Genomic DNA, 14479 nt, shown 5'->3' with positions numbered 1-14479 from the left:
CCTAATTCCAACAGCATGATGGTCAGCGCCATCGGCAACTCAGGCGTCCCGCGTTACGCGCCAGATTTCTTCGACGCTGGTACGGCCATCCAGCACGCGCCGCAGCCCATCCTGCCGCAACGAGAGCATGCCGCGCGCTGCAGCATGGCGTTTCAGCTCTTGCTCTGGCGCTTGGCCGTGGATCAGCTCGCGCAAGGATTCATCCACCACCAGTAATTCGTAAATACCGGTACGGCCTCGATAGCCGGACTGGTTGCATTCTTCGCATTCAGCCGGCTGATACACCCTCGCATCGACTGGCAAACCGATCTCGCTCGCTTCCGACTCAGATACCGCATGCGGCAGCTTGCAGCTCACACAGAGCGTGCGCGCCAAGCGTTGCGCCAACACGCCAAGCAACGACGACGACAGCAAGAAGGGTTCGACGCCCATATCGATCAACCGTGTTACCGCGCTGGCTGCATCGTTGGTATGCAGTGTCGCCAGCACCAAGTGGCCGGTCAGCGAGGCTTGCACGGCGATCTGCGCGGTTTCCAGATCGCGGATTTCGCCGATCATGATCACATCCGGGTCTTGGCGCAGGATGGCGCGCAAGGCCCGGGCAAAGCTCATGTCGATGCGTGGATTGATCTGGGTTTGTCCGACGCCGTCCAGGTCATATTCGATCGGATCTTCGACCGTCATGATGTTGCTGGTGGCCGTATCCATGCGTGCCAAGGCGGCATACAGCGTGGTCGTCTTGCCGGAGCCCGTCGGGCCGGTGACGAGGATGATGCCGTGCGGCTGGCGCAGCAGCGCTTCAAGCTGCTTCAAGGTATCGCCGACCATGCCGAGCTTTTCGAGATTGAGTCGGCCGGCTGATTTATCCAATAGCCGCAGCACCACGCGCTCGCCATGCCCGGTCGGCAGCGTGGACACCCGCACATCGACGGGTCGGCCAGCAATGCGCAAAGTAATCCGGCCATCCTGCGGCAGACGCTTTTCAGCGATATCCAGCCCAGCCATGACCTTGATCCGCGATACCAATGCGCCATGCAACGCGCGTTTCGGCTCCAGCACGTCCCGCAATTGACCATCGACGCGAAAGCGAACAACTGAACGCGTCTCGAACGGTTCAATGTGCAAGTCAGATGCGCCTTCGCGCAGCGCTTCGGTCAGCAAGGCGTTGATCAGGCGAATGATCGGGGCATCGCCTTCCGCCGCCAGCAAGTCTTCAACTTCCGGCACTTCCTGCGCCAAACGCGTGAGGTCGATGTGTTGTTCGAGATCCCCCACCATCGATGCCGAACGCGCACCATTGCCACTGAACAGCACGCCAAGCTGGCGCTCAAAATCTTCGGCATCCAGCAAGGCGATATCGAGCGGTTTGCCAGCCAGCCGACGTAGTTCGTTCAAGGCACTCAGCGAAGCGCCACGCCGCATCCACACCGTCAGGCTGGCTTCATCCAGACTGCCGGCATCGACCACGCCGTGCTCGCGCGCGAAGTGGTAAGGAACCAGCCGGGCGCTCATGGCTGCGATTTAGCTGGTGTGGTACTGCTGGAATCCGGCTTCGCAGCAGGCTCGATTTTGAAAGTCGAATCAGCCTTCACCGCGGGATCGACCTTCGTCACCGGCGCTGTCGGCGACGCTTGTTCCGGCAACTGCAGCTTGGGCAGGTCCGGCAAGGCGAAGCGGCTGGGCATATCAAACGCGCCCTGTTGCTCGCGCAGATATTGATAACGCTCGTTGCTCAAGGTCCGCGCGGCATCGCCATCGCGCAATACCACCGGCCGCAGGAACACCATCAGATTGGTTTTCTCTGCCGCCCGCGTTTCGTAGCGGAACAGATTCCCCAGCACCGGCACGTCACCCAGCCCCGGCACCTTACTGTTGTTGTTGGATATTTTGTCCTTGATCAAGCCACCCAGCACGATGACCTGACCGCTGTCGATCAGCACCTTGGACGAGATGGAGCGCTTGGTCGTGGCAATGCCCGCGCCGTTGGTGTTCACCGAGCTATCGATGTCCGATACCTCTTGATACACGTTCAGCGTGATGCTGCCACCTTCGGACACCTGCGGCTTCACCTTGAGCGTGATACCGATGTCCTTGCGCTCGACCGTTGTGAACGGATTCGGATTGCTCCCCGTTGAGGACTGGGTCCCGGTCACGATCGGAATGTTCTGACCGACCATGATCTGCGCTTCTTCGTTATCGAGCATGAGCAGATTCGGTGTGGAGAGGATATTGGCATTGCCACTGGCCTGCATCGCAGTCGCCAGAATCCCCAGCGTCGGCGTCTTGCCACCACTCTGGAACGGGTTGCCGTTGAGGACGCCAACGTTGAAGCCGCTCGGGATGGCGCTGGTATCTTTTTTGGCGATGCCGGTCAGGATGCTGGCCAGGCTGTTGGTGCCGCTACCGAGAATGCTGGCGCCGACACCGACGAGATCGCTCCCGCCACCGCCCAACAGCCATTGGAAACCGAAATCGCCGCTCTTGGTGATATTGACCTCGGCGATCAAGGCCTCGACGTAAACCTGGGCGCGGCGCATATCGAGCTTGTCGACCACCGAACGCACGTTGTTGTAGATGTTGTCCGGCGCGGTGATGATCAGCGCATTGGTCATTGCATCAGCTTGAATCAACACCGTCGCGCCGCTGACCTGCACGCTCGCCGCCGCATTACCGGAACTGGATGAGCTGCTGGAATTACTTGCCAGCGTTGCCGTAGCCGCGCCGGAGCTACTGGTACTGGCGGTCGTCGTCGGTGCACTCATGGTGCTGGAAGAACTGCTCGAACCGGAGTCCTGCCCGGTGAGGATGCCTTTCAGCGTGCCGGCCAGCTTCACCGCTTCCGCATTCCGCAGATAGATCACGTGGATGTTGCCGCCGGCCGCACCCGGTTGATCCAGCGTATCGACCAACTTGCGAATCTGTTGGGCATGCACCGGGTTTTCAGCACGGATCAGCAGGCTATTGGTGCGCGTATCCGGCACCACGATGCTGCGCTTCGCGCCTTCGCTGCCCGCAGCGGCCGTCGTGCCTGTCTGGCCGCCAATTTCAGGCAGCAGCTTGCCGATGGTCTGCACCACATCGAACGCCGATGCGTACTTCAACCGGATGGTGAACATATCGTTCGCCGGTGGCTGATCGACATTGCGAATGATCTGATCCAGCCGGCTGATGTTGTCGGCGTAATCCGTGATTACCAGCAGATTGCCCGGTGCATAAGCGGCAATGGCGTTGTTCGGCGAAATCAGCGGACGCAGGATCGGCACCATTTGCGCGGCTGATTCGAACTGCAGCGGGAAGACCTGCGTGACGATCCGGTCACCGCTCACCGAGATATTCTTATTGGTGGTTGCACTGTAATGCTGCTTGGCATCGGCTTCCGGCAGGATGCGCACCAGATTGCCCTTCTCCACCGCCGTGAACCCTTGCTGGCGCAAGGCGGCGAGCAGGATCGAATACACCGCTGATTTATCGACCGGCTGCGACGACACAATATTGATCGTGCCTTTCACGCGCGGATCGATGATGAAGTTCTTGCCGGCAATCAGGCCCACCGCACGTACGGTCGAGTCGATATCCGAATTGACGAAATTGAGCGTGACCTTGTCATCGGCGGCCCACAAGGGACCGGACAGCGGGCCGGACAATACGCCGGCCAGCAGGAAAGGCAGCATCGAGCGCTTGAGGAAAAGCGGCATTTTTGTTCTCAAGGTTGAATCTGGTAGCGCAGCCGCAGCGTGCCATCGTGACGTTGCACGACGAGCGCCACCTGGTTCTGCTGGCTGAATACCGAATAAAGCACGGAAATATCGGACAGCAAGGTCACTGGCCGATCATTGATGTTCTTGATGATGTCGCCATTCTGCAGCTGGATGGCGCGGGCAAACGGCTGCTGCGCCACGTCATCAATCTGCAGGCCACCATCCTTGACGACAGACAGGCCCTTGGCCCAATCGGCGATATTGCCGGTAGTCAGCACGGCGGCGAGCTGGCCGCGAGCGAGCATGATAGGCGGCGCATCGGGCGGCATCGCCGCACCCACTGGGGGGCGCGCCCCGGCAGCCAGGCCATTCGCCGACGATGGTGGCGCCAACGAACTCATGCCACTGGCAGTCGGCTGGGGCAACAACAGGCTTTCCCGCGCGCCGTTCCGTTCGATCTCGACATGATCGCGCGCCACTTTCACCAGCCGCACGCCAGATTGCAATTCCTCACCCACACGCACCGCCACGCTACTGGCTTGCACACCGGAGAAAATCGCCACGCTGCTTTGGTCGTTGCCGGCAATCACTGCGATGAGTTGCGCGGGCAGGCTGCTGGCTTGGGCCTGCGTGCTCTCGCTCGCACCGAACCAATTGATTGCACTGCCCCACGCCACTTCGGCCGCCTTGGGTGGCGTGGCTGGCGGGGCCAGACGAACCGCGTCCGAGCGCGAACCCGCCAGTTGCCAGAACAGACCCGCCGCAACCCACGCCAATAGCACCGCGAGGGCCAATTCAAGCCAACGCACAGCGGGGGTAATCCTGGGGGAAACAAGCGACAGAAACGGTTTCACGGGCCAACTTTACAGGCGAGGTCACAAATGTCGGGCAAGTGTACCTGTAACGGCCCGGCGCGTACCACCGTGGCATATGTCGGTACCTCTGGTTATCGCCCGCATACCGTAAGCAGCACGATCCTGACAAGCACAATCGACTTGAACCAAGCTGAAAAATTATTTCATCCAAGGGGTGTTGACACCCCAAAAACCGCTGTGCTTTAATTCGGCCTCTCTCGACGAGGGGTGATTAGCTCAGTTGGTAGAGCGTCTGCCTTACAAGCAGAATGTCGGCGGTTCGATCCCGTCATCACCCACCACTAACACTGGTTTTATCGTGTTGCTGGATACGTCGAAAACCGCTGCGGAGCGGTAGTTCAGTTGGTTAGAATACCGGCCTGTCACGCCGGGGGTCGCGGGTTCGAGTCCCGTCCGCTCCGCCAGCACCATCCCTCGCCAGATCTCTCCGATCAGTCAATACACGGCGAACTCGCAGTCTCTTCCCTCTGTCTGTTTTATCTGGTCTCGCGTCGCAAACTCCGATCACGGCCGTTGCACTGGGCATGCGTCTCTCGATATCCTAACGACATGACTGCGCCCGCCCAATCCGTCACCCGCCGCATCGTTCTCGCCGTCGGCCTGTTGCTGATCTGCCTGACCGTCGCGCTGATCCCGTTCGGATGGCTCTCGATCGTTCCCCTGCTCGGTCTCGCCGCATGTTTGGTCGTTTTTTTTCGGCTCCCGGCCCAGCCGCAAACGGTTGCCGCACCAGCAGCCCCGGCACCAGCCCCCACTAACGACACCGACGACGCGCTCTATCGCAGCCTGCCCGACCTGATCTGGGTCATCGACTATGGCACGCGCGCAGTCACTGCATTGAATAACGCCTGCACACCGCACCATCCCTCTGCCGATACTGCTGATGGCACCGAAGCGCGGCTCGCCAGCCTGCTACCCGCACGCATCTCGCGCCAGTATCTGGAAGCGCTGATCGCAGTCCAAAGCAGCAATCAGCCACAACACTTCGAATACCGCCTTTCCAATAACGATAAAGAAGGCCGCGTATTCGAAGCACGCCTGCAGCCGCGTTCGCTCAAAGAATGTGTGGCCGTCATCCGTGACATCACGCAGCTCAAGACGACTGAAGAAGCGCTGTTCAACCAACAGCTGTTCGTACACCAGATTATCGACTCCAGCCCCAATCTGATCTTCGTGCGCGACAAACACGGCCGCTTCTTGTTGGTGAACCGCGCTACGCAGACCACGCTCGGTCATGAGTTGCTGGTGCAATCGCACATGGGCCTGGAAGAAACCCAGCTCCCTTTCACCACCGGCGACAAGGAAGTCCTGGAGGACGGCCAAACGATTCGCGTGGTCGATCACTGGACACTCCCCAACGGTCGTACCCACTGGTTCGATATCACCAAGCAACCGCTGGTGCGCGAGGGCGACATCTATATCCTGTCGATCGCCATCGACATCAGTCACGTCAAAGCCGCCGAAGCCGCACTCTCCGTCACCGACCCGCTGGCGGGCGATGTAGCCGATTCGCTGCCGATCGCTTTCATGCTGGTACGGGATGGCATTGTCGAATTTGCCAACTCGCGCGCTTGCGAGCAACTCAACATTCCACCGGCTGATCTACTCGGCCGGCCGCTCTCCGCCATCACGCCTAGCGCCGCCATGTTCCTGGCAGGTGAGCATGGCGATTTCGTCAGCAGCCGCTCGGGCCGCCACTGGCCATGCCAAGCCAAGAACATCACTCAGGGCGAGCGCACTGCCCTACTTCTGGTATTCGATAGCCAGCCCAAGGTTGCACAAGTCGCGGCGTGAGAAGCCAGCCCTCAAAATCAGCGAGCGGCCGTCAGCGCGGGAAGGACAGCGCGCAGGAACCGGAATGTATATGGATACATGAGGATTCCGAGCACTGCCCGACCCGCGATCAGGGCCGCACAGCCATTTTGAGGGCGGCTTCTGATAAAATCCGCGCCGGTTTTACCCGCGCAGAGCCCGATGTCCATCCCTAGTCTTGCCACCCTGTCCACCCGCCTCGACCACGTTCCCGCCCGCGACCGCTGGGGCCTGGAACGCAAACTACGCCAGCTCGCAGACCGGATCGCCACCGGCAAGCCAGCGGAGCGCCTGTTCGCCGAGCTGGACACCGAACTCGCCCGCGCTGCTGAAAAAACCGCCCGCCGCCGCGAACGCCTGCCCCGCCCCGAATTCGACGACAACCTGCCGGTCAACCAGCGCCGGGACGAAATCGCCAAAGCGATCAGCGAAAACCAGGTCGTCATCATCTGTGGCGAAACCGGCTCCGGCAAAACCACCCAGCTACCCAAGATCTGCCTCGAACTCGGCCGCGGCGTGACCGGCCTGATCGGCCACACCCAGCCACGCCGCCTCGCCGCCCGTTCGGTCGCCAGCCGCATCGCGCAGGAGCTCAAATCCGAGCTCGGCAGCATCGTCGGCTTCAAGGTGCGCTTCACCGATAAATCCACTGGCGACAGCTACATCAAGCTGATGACCGACGGCATCCTGCTCGCCGAAACGCTATCCGATCGTTACCTCGCCAACTACGACACCATCATTGTCGATGAGGCACACGAACGCAGCCTGAACATCGACTTCCTGCTTGGCTATCTCAAGCAGTTGCTGCCCAAGCGGCCCGACCTGAAAGTCATCATCACCTCCGCCACCATCGATGCGGATCGCTTCTCCAACCACTTCGACGGTGCGCCGGTACTGGAAGTCTCCGGCCGTACCTACCCGGTGGAAGTCCGCTACGCCGAGCTGAAAAGCCGCGACGAAGACGATGCCGAAATCGAAATGGAAGAAGCCATCGTGCGCGAGGTCGAGCACCTGTGGCGGCACGACGGCAGCGGCGACGTGCTGGTATTCCTGCCCGGCGAGCGCGAAATCCGCGAAACCGCCGAGGAATTCCGCAAGGCCAAGCTGCGCGACGCCGAAGTCATCCCGCTCTTCGCTCGCTTATCCAACGAAGACCAGCAACGCATCTTCCGCCCCGGCAACGGCCGCCGCGTCGTGCTCGCCACCAACGTCGCCGAAACCTCGCTCACCGTGCCCGGCATCCGCTACGTGATCGACTCCGGCCTCGCCCGCATCAAACGCTATTCGCCGCGCGCCAAGGTCGAGCAGTTGATGGTCGAGCCAATCAGCCAGGCCAGCGCCCGCCAACGCGCCGGCCGTTGCGGTCGCGTCTCCAGCGGTATTTGCGTGCGGCTGTATTCCGAGCAGGACTTCAATCTGCGCGCCGGCTTTACCGACCCGGAAATCGTCCGCTCCAGCCTTGCCGCTGTCATCCTGCGCATGGCTGCGCTCAAATTGGGCTCGGTCGATCAGTTCCCTTTCCTTGAAGCGCCATCCGGCAAGCTGGTCGCCGATGGCTACGCGCAATTGCACGAACTCGGCGCGGTCGACGACGACAACGAACTGACCGCCACCGGCAAACAACTCGCCCGCCTGCCGGTTGATCCGCGCCTGGGCCGCATGTTGCTGGCCGGGCAGGAAAACCAGTGCCTGAAGGAAATCCTCATCATCGCCTCGGGCCTGTCCGTGCAAGACCCACGCGAGCGCCCGTTCGACGCGCGTGAAGCCGCCGACCGCGCCCAGGCCAAGTTCACCGACGACAAATCGGATTTCCTCTCCTACCTGCATCTGTGGACGTTCTTCGAGCGTGCACTGGACGAGAAGACCTCCAACAAGCAATTGGTCAGTGTCTGCCACGATAGCTTCCTGTCTTACCTGCGCATGCGCGAATGGCGCGATCTGCATCGGCAGCTGACCGATATCGTCGAAGACATGGAATGGCGGCTGAACGAGACCGTCGGCACCTACGAGCAAATCCACAAGGCACTGATGACCGGCCTCTTGGGCAGCCTCGGCATGAAGCAGCCGGAGAACGACGAATACCTCGGCGCACGCGGCCTCAAGTTCAACATCTTCCCCGGCTCATGCCTGAAAAAGAGCCGGCCGAAATGGATCGTCGCCGGTGAGCTGGTCGAAACCACCAAACTGTGGGGCCGCACCGTTGCAGCCATCGAGCCGGACTGGGTGGAGCGCCTCGCCAGCCACCTGACCAAGAAGCAGTATTTCGACCCGCACTGGGAGAAGGAACGCGCTGAAGTCATCGCCAGCGAGCGCGTCACGCTGTACGGTCTGCCGATCGTCAACCGCCGCCGCGTGCACTACGGCCGCATCAACCCGGCCGAATCACGCGAGATGTTCATCCGCGAAGCACTGGTTCGCTTCAATTACAAGACCAACGCCAAGTTCTTCGACCACAACCTCGAATTGCTGCTGGAAGTGGAAGAGCTGGAGCACAAGGCGCGCCGGCAAGACGTACTGGTGGATGAAGAAGCCCTATACCGCTACTTCGACGCCATCGTGCCGGCCGATATCGTCAACGGTCACAGCTTCGAGGCATGGCGCAAGAAGGCAGAAACCGACAACCCGAAGCTGCTCTACCTCACGCGTGACTTCCTGATGAGCCATTCGGCCGCCAGCGTGACCGAAGAGCAATTCCCCGCCTTCTTCAAACTGGCCGATGCCAAGCTACCGCTCGTTTACCGCTTCGAACCCGGCCACCCGCTCGATGGCGTCACGCTCACGCTGCCGCTGCACCTGCTGAACCGCGTCAACCACGCCACCTTCGAATGGCTAGTGCCGGGCATGCTGCGCGAAAAAATCACCCTGCTGGTCAAGTCGCTGCCCAAGGCCATCCGCCGCCTGTGCGTGCCAGTGCCGGAATTCGCCACCCGCATGCTCACCGATCTGGAAAAAGCCGACCGCGAAGCGCCGCTGTTGCCGCAACTGGCCCAAGCCGTCACCCGTGGCGCGGGCCAGCCCGTCTCGGCCGAAGAGTTCGATGCCAGCGATTTGCCGCTGCATTTGCAAATGCACTTCCGCGTCGTCGATGACGGCGGGCAGGAACTCGCCACCGGCCGCGATCTGGTCGCCATCCGCGCCCAGCTTGGCGAAGCCGCGCAACTCACCTTCCGCGACGAAGCCGACGATGGCGGCATCGAAAAAACCGGCATCATCAAATGGGATTTCGGCGATCTGCCGGCCAACCTCACCATCAAGCGCCAAGGCCGCAAACTCACCGGCTACCCAGCGCTGGTGCCGGAAGACGACGCCTGCGCCATCCGCCTGTTCGACACCGCCCACGCCGCGGCCGAAGCGCATCGGCAGGGCGTGATCCGGCTGCTGCAGCTCGAACTGAAAGAGCATGTGAAGCAACTGGAAAAATCCGTGCCGAACTTCCAGCAGCTCGCCATTGCGCTACGCAGCATCGGCAATGCCGACATGCTGATGGAAGACATCGTCGCCACCATCTGCGACCGCGCTTTCATCGGCGACGACGAACCGCCGCGCAAGAAAAAGGAATTCGACGACCAGAAAAGCCGCGCCAAGGTGCGGCTACCGTCAGTGCGCGATGCCGTCATCCGCACGCTCACCGAAGTGGTGTTCGAGTATTTCCCACTCACGCAAACGGTCAACAAACCCGGCCCGCTGTCCCATGAGCTGAAAGAACAGCTCGGCAAACTCGTCTTCAACGGCTTCCTCGCCAAAACACCGTGGGAACAACTGCCACGCCTGGCGATTTACCTGAAAGCCATCCGCGTACGGCTGGAAAAGCGCGTGCAAAACCCCGCCCGCGACGCCCAACGCGCCGCAGAAATCGCCGAGCTGGTACAGCGCTGGGAAACCGAGCTGGAGAAATGGCAACGCGAAGGCCGCGACACCGCCCCGCTGCTGCCGTTCCGCTGGATGATCGAAGAGTTGCGCATCGGCCTGTTCGCGCAGGAACTACGCACGCCGTATCCGGTATCGCTCAAGCGGCTGAATAAGACTTGGGATGAGATTACTCGGCGGTAAGACCTAAAATCTTGAACCACAGAGGACACTGAGAACACAGAGGTTCACAGAGAAAGGCAAAGGCGGGGATCGGTTACACGTAGATGGTTGAGCATAGCGATACCCATCGTTCCTGGTGGCTGTGGGTTACCGGTATCGCTATGCTCAACCCACCGTACATTCCTGACTTTTTTTGTCAGCAGCAATAAATAGCAACCAAACCCTCAACTCGAGAAGCCAATGACCAAACTCCTTTCCAAAACTCTCTTGGGCCTTGCCGTAGCCTTTTCTTCCTCATTTGCAGCGGCATATGACTGGGAAGTGCTCAGTGCAAACATCTCCGCAATTCAACCCAACTCCATGCCCAATGCAGTGGCATTTAGTGTTGATACCGCAGCAGGCAGCTGTGGTGCCGGAGCTCTTTTATCTTGGAATGGCCTGGGCGCAGATGTGCCAACACAACAAGCAAACGCCAAAGCCATTTTTAGCTTGTTGCTCGCTGCAAAAGCCACGAACAGACCGGTGCATATTGCTGGCACATATAGTGGCCCTTACTGCGTCGTTAGCTACATCCAAATGCTCTAAGCAGGTGGGCCCCGCAGGATGGGTGAACACTACGCTCCATCCATCCTGCGTATTACCGATTCTTGCTTTCTCTGTGAACCTCTGTGTTCTCAGTGTCCTCTGTGGTTCAAGATTTCCGGTTTTCAGCAAAGCTCCAAATACCCAATGACCCGGCCCCACATCGACCTGCGCGGCGCGCTGCACGAACCAACCATCAAAGCCGACACCCGCCGCACCGCACTGATCGCCGGCGCGGTCAATCGCTTGGGCGAAGCGATGCTCAACCGCCTCGTGCGCGAATACCGCCACACTTGGGTACTCACCAGTAAACCCATCGTGAGCAGCACCACGCATTGCAGCCATATCCTGCTGCCCAGCCACGCGCCAGACCAATCGCAACTTGATCACGAAAAGCTCGCGCACTTGCATCTGCCCAAGGTCGATGACGTCTATTGCTGCGTCGGCCCGCCTGGCCTCGCCAATGCACGGGATGAAGGCCTGCACGCCATAAGCGAGGCCGACATCCTGCCCTTTGCCCATGTCGTTGCGAGCGCCAAGGCCAGCCGGTTTTGCTTGATACAAACCGCGTTGCCATCGGTACAAATGATGCGCCATACGCCCCTCTCGGCCAGCGAGCTGCTCCGCCAACTGGCCGAACTGCCGTTCACGCAGGTCACCGAGATCCACCCGAGCATGTTCCGCCAGCAGCCGGTAGAAGGCGGTTGGATCAAGCGCTTTCAGGCGCTGTATCTGGATCAGTTCCGCTATATGTTGCCGAATTCGGTCGCGCCACTGACCAGCGAGCGAATCGCCGAGGCTTGCGTGCTGACAATGCACGACCTCACACCGGGTATCCGGGTGCTGGATACCGGTGACTTGCGCAGAGTACTCGGGATCAAATGATGTTCGCGTAGCCCGGACGGCTCTGCCAGCCGGGCTACAAAATCAGCCAGCCAGCACCGCATGCACGCCGTGTAAATCGTCAATCACCGCCGACAACGGCGGCAAACCGTGCCGGGCGCGGGCATCAGCACAACGCTCGTCACCCGCCGTGAACTCCCGGCAAGTGGAGGAACGGGCCGCGTAGATCGAACACCCCACCTGTTGCCCCACTTCGCCTTGCAAGGCGACACACCGCACCGGTGCGGTCTCAGTGCCACGCATGGCCACGCGCCACGGTGTGACCGGCACAGTCAATTCAGCAGGCACAGCGCCGCCCTCCGCTGCATCGGTTTCTGCCCAATAAAAGGACACCCGAAAGCTGGCGCAACAGGCACCGCAATGCAGACAGGCTTCGCTCATCGCACACCTCAGAACCATGACGGAAGCATTGTAAAAAAGCCCTCATCGCTGAGGAGAGGCGGCCAGGAAAAATCCGTGCTGGATCGCCACATCACAAACGGCATGGTCTAAAGCGTTGCCAGATTCCGCTCCGCCAGTGCAAACGAAATACTCATCCCCACCCCGGCCGTGATCGCCACCGCCTGCACGCCGTCCGCCACATCACGCACCAGATAATCACCCGGCCCGCTGGCATAAATGCCCTGCCAGCGCTCAGTCACCGTCAACTCGCGGCCAAGCAGGCTTTGCGCCAGTTGCAACAAGCGCGTATCAACCGCATCGGCATTGAACGGCCCGACCGATTCGCCATAACGATGCGAATCGCCAATGATCAGCTCGCCGGACTCGCCCACCTGCTGGACGATCAGATGGATGCCCTCGTCCAGCAAGAACGGCTCTCGCTCCGCCACTCTGGCGCGCAGGATGGCGACAGTCGCTATGTCGTCAAATGCTTCATAACGCAGCGTGGATAGGCCGGTCATCAACGCCGGGCCGAGCGTGAAACCGGGGTTCGCCACTCGCAGCATCTGCAAGGCGCAGCGCTTGAGGCCAAGGCCAGCGAAGCTTTCCGGATAAAGCGTCTGGAAGTCATGCCCGGCGCAGACAAACACGCGCTCGGCCTGCCACGTACCGCGACTGGTGTGGATCGTTGGCAAGTCGATGGCATTGACCTGCGCGCCAAACACGAACTCGACGCCATGCTGTTCCGCCAGCCATTTGGCAATCGCCGGGATCGCTACGCGTGCTTCGAGCGCAATTTCGGTCGGGCTGAACAGCGCGCCGGCAACCTGATCTATCGGCAAGCCATGCGCAGCGACTTCAGCCGGCGCTGCCAGCCGCGTGCCGTAATCCGCACCGAGCATCGACTGAAACTCCTCCAGCACTGCCATTTCCAGCGCATCGCGGGCAATGGTCAGGCTACCCTGTTGCTTGTACCAGCAGCCGGCTTGCGGCAGCACTTCCAGCCAGATATCGCGGCTTTTCAGCGCCAGCTCGCGCATATCGCCGGGCCGCTGACCGAGCGACAGGCCCAAACCAAAATTGCGCACCGAAGCACCAAGCGCTTGGGTATCGCGCTCAAACACCGTAACGCGATGCCCCCGCTTTACCGCCGCCAGCGCATGCGCCAGACCGACAATGCCGGCCCCGACGATGGCGATATCGCACCGCGTCACGGCCGCTCTCCGCGCGCAATGCGGGCTTCGATATCGACGATCACCGGCAGCAGATCGGCAATGGTATCGATCACATAATGCGCGCCGGCCTGATACAGCTTCTTCTCGGCCACCGCCCGCTTGATGGCTTGCGCTACTGGCGTCAGCGCGGCCCATTCTTCGGCGGTCAGACCGACTTCGTTGCCGGACGCGGACAAGCCCACCGTCCACATGCCCGCCGCCAAACCTTCATCGATACCCGGCACGGTGTCGTCCACCTTCACGCTGGCAGCAACATCGCTCACGCCCAGTTCGATTACGTTGTGCAACACCATCCACGGCCCCGGACGGCCGCCGGGCTTGAGGTCGTCGGTCGCGACGATGCAATCCGGCGCATAGCCGCGCTCGGCCGCGATATCGGTCAGCGCATTCATCACCACGCGTGGGTAGCCAGTGCAGGAGCCGATTTTCAGGCCGCGCTCACGCAACGCGGCAATGGCATCCAGCGCACCCGCGATCAGGTGCGAATATTGACCGACCTTGGCGACTTGCAGCGGCATGAAAGCTTCGTAGATTGCATCGACGTCACGGTCGGTCATCTCCCGGCCGAACTTGGCCTGCCAGCGGGCGGAAACCTGCGGCATATCGCCCAAGGCACGAATGTGATCCCACTTGGCCAGGCCCATTGGCACGCGGGCTTCGGCTAGCGAGATATCAATACCAAAGCCGGCGAAGGCGTCGATCAGCACTTGGGTTGGCGCAAACGAACCGAAATCGACCACGGTGCCAGCCCAGTCGAAGATCACGGCTTGTAGTGGGCCGGCGTAGCGGCGTTGGTAGCGGTAGTTCATGGGGGTTCCTTTGATTGAATAGCGTGTGAAACAACGATGGCAACACTCAACGGGGGATGACTATTCCTTCCCCCCTTTTTGAAGGGGGGCCAGGGGGGATTTCTTCAGCCTCTCAAATTGCAATGACGTTTGGGATTGCGTCGAAATCCCCCTCA

At 60.8% G+C, this 14479-nt stretch carries 10 protein-coding genes, 2 tRNA genes and 1 other RNA gene; 6 read left to right on the top strand and 7 right to left on the bottom strand.

From position 1 onward, the window contains the following. Positions 1-39: 39 nt before the first annotated feature. Genes gspE through BR41_RS22950 form a run of 3 tightly spaced genes read right to left on the bottom strand, consistent with a single transcriptional unit; the run spans position 40 to position 4507 of the window. Positions 40-1512 carry a type II secretion system ATPase GspE gene (gene gspE, locus BR41_RS12095; protein WP_035056804.1) on the bottom strand — a complete coding sequence of 491 codons (1473 nt, stop codon included), beginning with the start codon at positions 1510-1512 and terminating at the stop codon, positions 40-42. Further along, complete coding sequence (gene gspD, locus BR41_RS12090; RefSeq protein WP_035056801.1) at positions 1509-3695, bottom strand: type II secretion system secretin GspD; 2187 nt, start codon at positions 3693-3695, stop codon at positions 1509-1511. The genes gspE and gspD overlap by 4 nt, the downstream gene beginning before the upstream one ends. Before the next feature lie 8 nt (positions 3696-3703). Continuing rightward, on the bottom strand, positions 3704-4507 hold the full coding sequence (locus BR41_RS22950; RefSeq protein WP_051710801.1) for a type II secretion system protein N: 804 nt from the start codon (positions 4505-4507) through the stop codon (positions 3704-3706). A gap of 271 nt (positions 4508-4778) precedes the next feature. Between BR41_RS22950 and BR41_RS12080 the strand changes: the two genes are divergently transcribed. The 3 genes from BR41_RS12080 to BR41_RS12070 all read left to right on the top strand — a co-directional run bounded on the left by BR41_RS12080 (position 4779) and on the right by BR41_RS12070 (position 6367). After that, positions 4779-4854, top strand: a tRNA-Val gene (locus BR41_RS12080). A gap of 46 nt (positions 4855-4900) precedes the next feature. After that, positions 4901-4977: transfer RNA gene (locus BR41_RS12075), tRNA-Asp, on the top strand. A gap of 145 nt (positions 4978-5122) precedes the next feature. Next, positions 5123-6367: a PAS domain-containing protein gene (locus BR41_RS12070; protein ID WP_035056799.1), complete on the top strand. Its 1245-nt coding sequence runs from the start codon at positions 5123-5125 to the stop codon at positions 6365-6367. Positions 6368-6373: 6 nt separating this feature from the next. On the opposite strand, the gene BR41_RS23625 is transcribed toward BR41_RS12070, so the two are convergent. Further along, positions 6374-6447: non-coding RNA, sX9 sRNA (locus BR41_RS23625), on the bottom strand. A 100-nt stretch (positions 6448-6547) separates the two neighbouring features. Here BR41_RS23625 and hrpA point away from each other — a divergent pair. From hrpA to BR41_RS12060, 3 genes are all read left to right on the top strand, one after another. Further along, the gene (hrpA, locus tag BR41_RS12065) at positions 6548-10435 is read left to right on the top strand and encodes an ATP-dependent RNA helicase HrpA (protein ID WP_035056797.1); all 3888 of its coding nucleotides are present in this window, start codon (positions 6548-6550) and stop codon (positions 10433-10435) included. Positions 10436-10654: 219 nt separating this feature from the next. Next, positions 10655-10999 carry a hypothetical protein gene (locus BR41_RS24190; protein WP_156970676.1) on the top strand — a complete coding sequence of 115 codons (345 nt, stop codon included), beginning with the start codon at positions 10655-10657 and terminating at the stop codon, positions 10997-10999. Between the two features lie 144 nt (positions 11000-11143). Continuing rightward, positions 11144-11881, top strand: coding sequence for a hypothetical protein (locus tag BR41_RS12060; RefSeq protein WP_035056794.1), 738 nt, complete (start codon positions 11144-11146; stop codon positions 11879-11881). A 42-nt stretch (positions 11882-11923) separates the two neighbouring features. On the opposite strand, the gene BR41_RS12055 is transcribed toward BR41_RS12060, so the two are convergent. The 3 genes from BR41_RS12055 to phnX all read right to left on the bottom strand — a co-directional run bounded on the left by BR41_RS12055 (position 11924) and on the right by phnX (position 14324). Then, complete coding sequence (locus BR41_RS12055) at positions 11924-12280, bottom strand: YkgJ family cysteine cluster protein (RefSeq protein ID WP_035056792.1); 357 nt, start codon at positions 12278-12280, stop codon at positions 11924-11926. 107 nt (positions 12281-12387) lie between these two features. Beyond that, positions 12388-13494, bottom strand: a complete 1107-nt coding sequence (locus BR41_RS12050) for a TIGR03364 family FAD-dependent oxidoreductase (protein ID WP_035056790.1) — start codon at positions 13492-13494, stop codon at positions 12388-12390. Then, positions 13491-14324, bottom strand: a complete 834-nt coding sequence (gene phnX, locus BR41_RS12045) for a phosphonoacetaldehyde hydrolase (protein ID WP_035056789.1) — start codon at positions 14322-14324, stop codon at positions 13491-13493. The genes BR41_RS12050 and phnX overlap by 4 nt, the downstream gene beginning before the upstream one ends. Positions 14325-14479: the final 155 nt, after the last annotated feature.

This window comes from Andreprevotia chitinilytica DSM 18519, from assembly GCF_000711875.1.
GTDB classification, from domain to species: domain Bacteria; phylum Pseudomonadota; class Gammaproteobacteria; order Burkholderiales; family Chitinibacteraceae; genus Andreprevotia; species Andreprevotia chitinilytica.
This window is presented reverse-complemented; position numbering and strand designations above follow the sequence as displayed.